Consider the following 6,793-nt stretch of genomic DNA (forward strand, 5'->3'; position numbering starts at 1 on the left):
CGACGACGGGCCGCCGCTTAACGCGATCCGCTCGCCGGTGTCGCGCAGATGCGTGCGCGGTGAACTCACACCACGCTGGTCAGGCCGCCGTCGACAAAGAGCGTTTGCCCGTTGACGAAGTCCGATGCCGACGACGCCAGAAACACCGCGGCCCCGCACAGTTCCTCCACGCGGCCCCAACGCCCCGCCGGCGTGCGCTTGCTAATCCAGTTCGAGAACTCGGGGTCGTCGACGAGCGCGCGGTTCAGATCGGTCGCGAAGTAGCCGGGCGCAAGCGCGTTGGCCTGAATGCCGCGGCCGGCCCAATCCGCGCACATGCCCTTGGTGAGCATGCGGATTGCGCCTTTGGAGGCCGCATAGGGCGCAATGCCGGGCCGCGCCAGTTCGCCTTGCACCGAGCAGATGTTGATGATCTTCCCGCGCCCGCGCGCGAGCATGTGCCGCGCGAGCGCCTGCGACACATGGAACGCGCCGTCGAGATTCACGCGCAACAACGCGTTCCAGTCGTCGGCTTCGAACGTTTCGAGCGGCGCCCGGCGCTGGACGCCGGCGTTGTTCACGAGAATATCGATGGCGCCGATGCGCGCCTCGGCCGCGTCGATCGCGGCGTTGACCTCTTCGCGCTTCGTCACATCAAAAACCGCGATATCCGCGTCGAAGCCTGCCTCGCGCAGTTGCGCGGCGACGGCGGCGGCCTTGTGCTCGTTGCGGTCGTTGATGACGACAGCCGCGCCGGCGCCCGCCAGTCCGCGTGCGAGTGCGAGCCCGATGCCGCGGCCGGAGCCGGTGATCAGGGCGCGCCGTCCGCTCAGGCTGAAGAGTTGCAATGCTTCGTTCATGGTTCCCGGCGCTCGCCATGCGCGCCTGTGTTGTCTCCGTTACGCGTAGTTCACTCGAAGCGCCGCCATCGCGCCAATGGTCTTTCGTGACACTGTTATCATGATTCGTGATAACCAATCGTGATAACGATTCGTGCCAAAAGCCGGCAGGAGTGAACATGGAACTGAAGCATCTGCGGGCCTTTGTCGTGCTCGCCGAGGAACTGCATTTCGGCAGGGCCGCGCAGCGGCTGTGCATCGTGCAGTCCGCGTTGAGCATGCAGATCAAGGCGCTGGAAGACGAGCTCGACGTGCGGCTGCTGGAGCGCGACCGGCACAAGGTCGCGTTGAGCGAAACGGGCAGGTTCTTTCTGCCGGAAGCCCGCGCCACGCTGCATCAGGCGCAGCGCGCCGAGCAGACCGCGCGGCTTTCGGCGCGCGGGGAAATCGGCACGCTGCGGATCGCCTTCGTCTCGTCGGTCTTGCCCAAGCTCTTGCCCACCCTCATTCGCACCATGCACGAGCGCTACCCGCTCGTGACGCTCGAACTGAAGGACATGCCCACGCCGGACCAGATCGCCGCCCTGCACGACAACAAGCTCGACTTCGGCCTGATACGCCTGCCCGTGGCGAGTGCCGGGCTTGAAATTCGCACGGTTCTCGAGGAGCCCTTCGTCGTGGCGTTGCCGGAGGCGCATCCGCTTGCCGCGCAAGCGCTGATCCGGCCGGCGGATCTGCGAGGCTGTCCCGCGTTCGTGCTGGCGCGCAGGTACGCGCCCGGCTTTCATGATGAATTGCTCGTCGCGCTCAAGCGCGGGGGCGTCGATCTCGAGATCGCCCAGGAACTGGGCGAATTCACGACCATGCTCGCGTTGGTCGCGGCGGGCATGGGCATCGGCATGATTCCGTCCGAGGCCGCCTCGGCCTTGCCGCCCAAAGTCGTGGCCCGTGCGCTCGATCTGCGCGATCACCGCACCGGCATCGGGCTCGCGTACACCGGCCTCGACAATCCCGCGAAGCGCGCGTTGCTCGGCGTGATGGCGGCATGCTTCGGCGGCGCAGCGGGGAAATAGCCACTGGCACCTGAGCGCTGGCACGAACGGCGAAATCAGACCAATGTTTGACGAATTACGTGGTTTCGAACCTTTTCAGGCAACCGCTATAGTGGGGGCCAGTCGCGCACGAGGCGGATGCCGTCGAGCCCCGCCTACCAGGTCGCAGGCATCGAGCGATCACCGACCGGCGCAAGAACAAGCCGCCCTCATTGCAGGCTGACAGCGAGGTTGAGCAGGACGAAAGGATAGGCGTCGAAATGCGTGACGCCGCTCACGTTCAGCGCGATCCAGATCGCGACGACGATGGTTTGCGCGAGCAGAAACGTCGCGCCGAACGACGCCGTGTCATTTGCGATCGTCGCCGCGCATCAACTCCTCGGGTGTCGCAACATGACTGCGATAGCCCGCGCGATTCTTGTCGATTGCGGCATCGACATCATTTTGATCGGCTATCATCCGGGAAAACCCGCATCGTGTGCTGGGCGTCGCACCCTCGACGCCGCCTGCGCGCGGCCGGGAAGCACGCCTCGCCGGGCGCACGCCAGGCCGGAGATCCCGGCACGAGTGCGCCTGAGGCGTCCACTCAACGCCGGGCTGTTGCGCCCGGACATCGGCACGTGGCCACAAGCCGGCTGCCGACATGCACGGATATCGTCGACCATGATCGCCGCCGCCTGCTCACGCGCGTTCAATCGCGCCCAGGTCCACGACCCCGAATTCGCGCGCCTGCGCGCGGCCGCGCGCTCGACGCTCGCTTGCCTGCTGACGGCGGGCCTTGGCGTGGCGTGGGCGCTCCAGCATCACGACACGCCGACACTCGCCGTCCCTGGCGCGTTGTTCGGGATGATCGCGCCGCTATTTCTGCGCGAAGCGCGTGTGTCGGGCTGGCTCGTTTCGCTGCTCATTCTCTACTTCTGCGCCTTCGCATCGTTTGCGGGCGCCGCCGAAGTCGCCTCGCAACCCGCGCTGCGCGTAACCGGCTCGCTGCTGGTCGTGTTCGTGGGCATGCTGTGCCAGACGCTCGGTGCGCGAGCCGTGGGCGCGGCGCTGATCACGCTGGTCTGCTTTTACCTCGGCCTCTATCTGCATCCTTCCCACGCGCGGCTCATGCAAATGCTGGTCGTGATGACGATTGCGCCGCTCATCGTCGTGTTCGTCGGGCGCGTCGTCATTCCGGTGGAGCGCGTCGGCGCGCCGTTGCCGTCGTTCATGCAGGCGTTGCCCCACAGCGTTGCGGCGGCGAAGGCATGGACCGGCGCGGCCATGCGTTATCTCGCGGACCTTATCGTGAGCGGGCGGCCGACCGGGCGACTGACCTGGCAACCACTCGCGACCATGTTCGCGCACCGGCTTCACCGGCTCGCATGGCGGCCTGCGCTGGTGGCCACGCTCGCTGCGCTGCTCGCCATGCTGGCGGGCGGCGAGTTGTCGGAGGACCGGTCGATGTGGGCCGTCATCACCACGTTCGTCGTTTTTCTCGGGACCACGTCGCATCAAGGCACGCGCACGCGCGTCATGAAGCGGATTGCGGGCACGTTGACCGGCGCGGCGGCCAGCGTGCTGGTCGTGACCGTATGCGGGCAAGAGCCCTGGGTGCTCGTGGCCGCGATGGCCTTGTCGGTTTTCGGCTGGGCCTATTACATTCTTCACGCGTATGCGCGCGGTGTGTTCTTTATCACCATGCTAGTGGGCCTTGTTTATGGGCAGCTCGGTTTCGCCATCATGCCGCTCGCGAAACTGCGTATCGAGGAAGTCTTTGCCGGATGCCTGATTTCGCTCGCCGTGGCCGTGTTGCTGATGCCGTCCGCGAACGCCCGCGCAGTGGCCGTGCTGGAACGCGAGTGACATGCGGCGCTTCCTGAATATGCCCGGCATGGGTGCAAGGCTGGCCGCACGTCCGTTCGCCAGAATGCGCAACCTGGTATTTACATCGCGAGTTTTCACAACTCAGGGAAAATAAAACTTGCTTCCACCTGATCGCTAGATACGGATTCCAGAAATTCCCAGCGTGGAAGGGAATTAAGAAATTGGCTTCTCCCGAGGGCTCGTTAAGATTTCCGGGTGCCGACACACGAACCGCGTTTCGCTTGCCGGCCCTCGACATCCTTCATTCCCGACTCTCGCGATGGCTGACCCGAATCTCGATTCTGACCGCTTTCCCCCGTCGCTGTGGGCGGCCACGACCGCTGCGGCGGTATCGACCGCGCCGCTGCCGCCCGGCATGCACTTCGCGGACCTGCTCGTCATCGGCGCGGGTTTCACTGGCATGAGCGCCGCGTTGCGCGCGGCCGAACGCGGCAGCCGGGTGGTCGTGCTCGAAGCCGCCGAAATTGGCTGGGGCGCTTCCGGGCGCAACAACGGGCAGGTGATTCCCGCCATGACGCGAGCCGATCCCGATGCGATCGTCGCGGAATATGGCGTGGAGAAGGGTGAGGCGCTAGTCTCGCTGATCGGCGAATCGGCCAATACCGTGTTCGATCTGGCGCGGCGGCACCGCATGGAATGCGGCGCGGTACAGGCCGGCTGGATACAGCCCGCCCACCGGGCAAGCCGTCTTGGCCTTGCGCGCTCGCGTGTCGAGCAATGGCGGCGGCGCGGCGTCGAGGCGGAACTGCTCGGCCGTGACCGCACCGCAGAACTGACCGGCTCGTCGTTCTGGTACGGCGGCTGGCAGAACATGACCGGCGGCCACCTGAACCCGCTTGCATTTGTACGGGGGCTCGCGCGCGCAGCACAGGATGCGGGCGCCTGCATCCACACGCGCACGCCGGTTTCCTCGCTCACGCGCCAGGGCGCGCACTGGGTGGCGGCGCACGGCGACGCGCGCGTGCAGGCCCGGCGGGTGCTGATCGCGACGCACAGCTATACGGGGCGGCCGGCGCGCGCGCCGTGGCCTGGCATCGCGGACGCGCTGCTGCCGATGCGCTCGTACCAGATGGCGACGCAACCGTTGCCGGCGCACCTGCGCGCCTCGATCCTCCCGCACGACCACGCGATGTCCGACACGCAGTCCGACCTTCACTTCGCGCGCTTCGACCGCAACGGGCGGCTTGTGACGGGTGGCGCGCTCGTCGTGCCGTTCGGCTACAAGGACCGGTTGCGGCGACGCATAGGCGCACGAGTGCGGCGCATGTTCCCGCAACTGGACGGCCTGCCGCTGCGTTTCGAGTACCTGTGGCACGGCGATTTCGCGGTGACACCCGATCGCATGCCTCGCTTTGCGAAACTCGACGACGGGCTCTACACCTGGTACGGCTGCAATGGGCGCGGCGTCGCGCTTTCGACGGCCGTGGGCGCCGAACTGGCGGATGTTGCGCTAAGCGGCGACGAGCGCGGCTCGCGGCTGCCGTTTTCCACGCTGCGGCCCATTGCGGCCCATGCGATCGTCGAGCGACTCGCGATCGGCGCGATGCTTTATTACCGCTGGAAAGACCGGCGCGACTAGGAGCTTTCGATGGCACGGCACTTGTCTGGAATCGACCATTTCGTCATTGCGGTGCGCGACCTCGACGCCGCCCGCGACGACTTCACGCGAATGGGTTTTGCGCTCACGCCTCGCGGCTATCACACGATGGGCTCCGAGAACCATTGCGCGATGTTCGGCGGCGATTATCTCGAACTGCTCACGGTGCGCCGCCCGCACCCCGTGACGGCGTTCTTCTCCGGTTTTCTCGAGCACGGCGACGGCGCGGCCGCCATGGTCGTCGCGACCGACGATGCGCAGGCGCTGCATCGCGACTGGCGCGCCGCCGGCATTCCGGTCGAGGCGCCCGCGAGCTTTTCGCGGCCCGTGCCGACCGCGCAGGGCAGTGCGGACGCGAGCTTTCGCATCACGCAGGTCGATGTGGCGTATACGCCCGGCGGCCGCGTGTTTGCGTGCGAGCACCTCACGCCCGAACTCGTCTACCAGCCAGGGCAGACGGTGCATCCGAACGGCGTGACGGGTCTTGCTGGCGTGACGATTTCGATTCCACCCGCGCAGCTGGAGATGGCCACGGACCGCTACGAGCGCGTGCTTGCGGCGAGCGCGACCGGACTTGGCGAGACGGGCCGCCTGATTCGCTGCGGCAAGGTCGACGTACGGCTGGACCGCGCCGCGCCCGCCGCTGTTTCACGCGCGCTGCCATGCTTTTCCGCGCTCACGTTTACGGTCGAATCGCTCGAAGCCCTCGCGGACGTGCTGCACCGTGGCGGCGTCAGGGCTCAGCGAAGCGGGGAGGCCGTGTACGTCGAAGGAGCGCCCGCGCACGGCGTAACGTTACGTTTTGTCGAGGGATCACGCCCCGCGGCTTCATGAACGCCGGCTGAACCATCGCTCGACCCGCCACGTATCGAGTGGCACGACCTCATGACAAGGAGGTCGTGTGCCTGGAATGAAGGCGCAGTTCCTGGCCGGCGGAGGCGTTGCCGACGTCAATTTCCTGAAGCTGGCCGGACCGGCGGCCGAAGGCGCGATGGCCTGGGAAAACGGGCCGTCGCTTCAAAGCCTGCCCGGCGGCAACGGTTTCGCGAACCATTACAAGGCGCGCTTCGGCGGCTCAATGGCGTGACGGGCGCGATTTCGTTCGCGCAGAACGGCGACCGCAATCATGCCGTCTGTACGCTGTATCAGGTGAGCGACGGCGCGTGGAAGCCGGCGACAAGTTCCTCGCGCTGAGCGTCGTGTGCCAGGGGCGCGTCAAGCCGTGCGGGGACGAACGGCACCGCTGCGAAAAAGACCCAGACCGTCGCGGTCCGGGCAAGACCGGGGCGCGGGGCGCGCGCTCCGGCCGGAGGTTCCGCCAGGAACCGGCGCTTCATGCGCGCTCGGCCTGGCTTGCGGCTTGCCCGCAGACTCGCAGGCCGCGCGGCAATTACTGGCCGAAGTAGACCGGCTTCATGCCGTCATCCGAGGGGCGCACGACGGCGGGCGCACCCGAT

The 6,793-nt window shown here is 66.8% G+C and carries 7 protein-coding genes; 5 read left to right on the forward strand and 2 right to left on the reverse strand.

Features of this window, described 5'->3' with window-relative positions:
* Window positions 1-65: 65 nt before the first annotated feature.
* Window positions 66-839 carry a glucose 1-dehydrogenase gene (locus C7411_RS35810; RefSeq protein ID WP_110388886.1) on the reverse strand — a complete coding sequence of 258 codons (774 nt, stop codon included), beginning with the start codon at window positions 837-839 and terminating at the stop codon, window positions 66-68.
* Window positions 840-997: 158 nt separating this feature from the next.
* On the opposite strand from C7411_RS35810, the gene C7411_RS35815 reads away from it, so the two are divergent.
* Window positions 998-1,891 carry a LysR family transcriptional regulator gene (locus C7411_RS35815; protein ID WP_110388887.1) on the forward strand — a complete coding sequence of 298 codons (894 nt, stop codon included), beginning with the start codon at window positions 998-1,000 and terminating at the stop codon, window positions 1,889-1,891.
* Between the two features lie 188 nt (window positions 1,892-2,079).
* On the opposite strand, the gene C7411_RS38695 is transcribed toward C7411_RS35815, so the two are convergent.
* The gene (locus tag C7411_RS38695; protein ID WP_110388892.1) at window positions 2,080-2,229 is read right to left on the reverse strand and encodes a DUF1003 domain-containing protein; all 150 of its coding nucleotides are present in this window, start codon (window positions 2,227-2,229) and stop codon (window positions 2,080-2,082) included.
* A 304-nt stretch (window positions 2,230-2,533) separates the two neighbouring features.
* Here C7411_RS38695 and C7411_RS35825 point away from each other — a divergent pair, with 304 nt between their 5' ends.
* The 4 genes from C7411_RS35825 to C7411_RS37740 all read left to right on the forward strand — a co-directional run bounded on the left by C7411_RS35825 (window position 2,534) and on the right by C7411_RS37740 (window position 6,423).
* Window positions 2,534-3,718 carry an FUSC family protein gene (locus C7411_RS35825; RefSeq protein WP_110388893.1) on the forward strand — a complete coding sequence of 395 codons (1,185 nt, stop codon included), beginning with the start codon at window positions 2,534-2,536 and terminating at the stop codon, window positions 3,716-3,718.
* Window positions 3,719-3,998: 280 nt separating this feature from the next.
* Complete coding sequence (locus tag C7411_RS35830) at window positions 3,999-5,318, forward strand: NAD(P)/FAD-dependent oxidoreductase (protein WP_110388888.1); 1,320 nt, start codon at window positions 3,999-4,001, stop codon at window positions 5,316-5,318.
* Between the two features lie 9 nt (window positions 5,319-5,327).
* Window positions 5,328-6,170 carry a VOC family protein gene (locus C7411_RS35835; RefSeq protein ID WP_110388889.1) on the forward strand — a complete coding sequence of 281 codons (843 nt, stop codon included), beginning with the start codon at window positions 5,328-5,330 and terminating at the stop codon, window positions 6,168-6,170.
* 76 nt (window positions 6,171-6,246) lie between these two features.
* Window positions 6,247-6,423 carry a hypothetical protein gene (locus C7411_RS37740; protein ID WP_165822969.1) on the forward strand — a complete coding sequence of 59 codons (177 nt, stop codon included), beginning with the start codon at window positions 6,247-6,249 and terminating at the stop codon, window positions 6,421-6,423.
* The last annotated feature ends 370 nt before the right edge of the window (window positions 6,424-6,793 follow it).

This window comes from Paraburkholderia silvatlantica, from assembly GCF_003096715.1.
Classification (GTDB): domain Bacteria; phylum Pseudomonadota; class Gammaproteobacteria; order Burkholderiales; family Burkholderiaceae; genus Paraburkholderia; species Paraburkholderia silvatlantica.

What these genes read in the sequence shown, in the direction of transcription:
- C7411_RS35810 (WP_110388886.1), bottom strand. Translation starts at nt 839, where the DNA reads ATGAACGAAGCATTGCAACTCTTCAGCCTGAGCGGACGGCGCGCCCTG.
- C7411_RS35815 (WP_110388887.1), top strand. Translation starts at nt 998, where the DNA reads ATGGAACTGAAGCATCTGCGGGCCTTTGTCGTGCTCGCCGAGGAACTG.
- C7411_RS35825 (WP_110388893.1), top strand. Translation starts at nt 2,534, where the DNA reads ATGATCGCCGCCGCCTGCTCACGCGCGTTCAATCGCGCCCAGGTCCAC.
- C7411_RS35830 (WP_110388888.1), top strand. Translation starts at nt 3,999, where the DNA reads ATGGCTGACCCGAATCTCGATTCTGACCGCTTTCCCCCGTCGCTGTGG.
- C7411_RS35835 (WP_110388889.1), top strand. Translation starts at nt 5,328, where the DNA reads ATGGCACGGCACTTGTCTGGAATCGACCATTTCGTCATTGCGGTGCGC.
- C7411_RS37740 (WP_165822969.1), top strand. Translation starts at nt 6,247, where the DNA reads ATGAAGGCGCAGTTCCTGGCCGGCGGAGGCGTTGCCGACGTCAATTTC.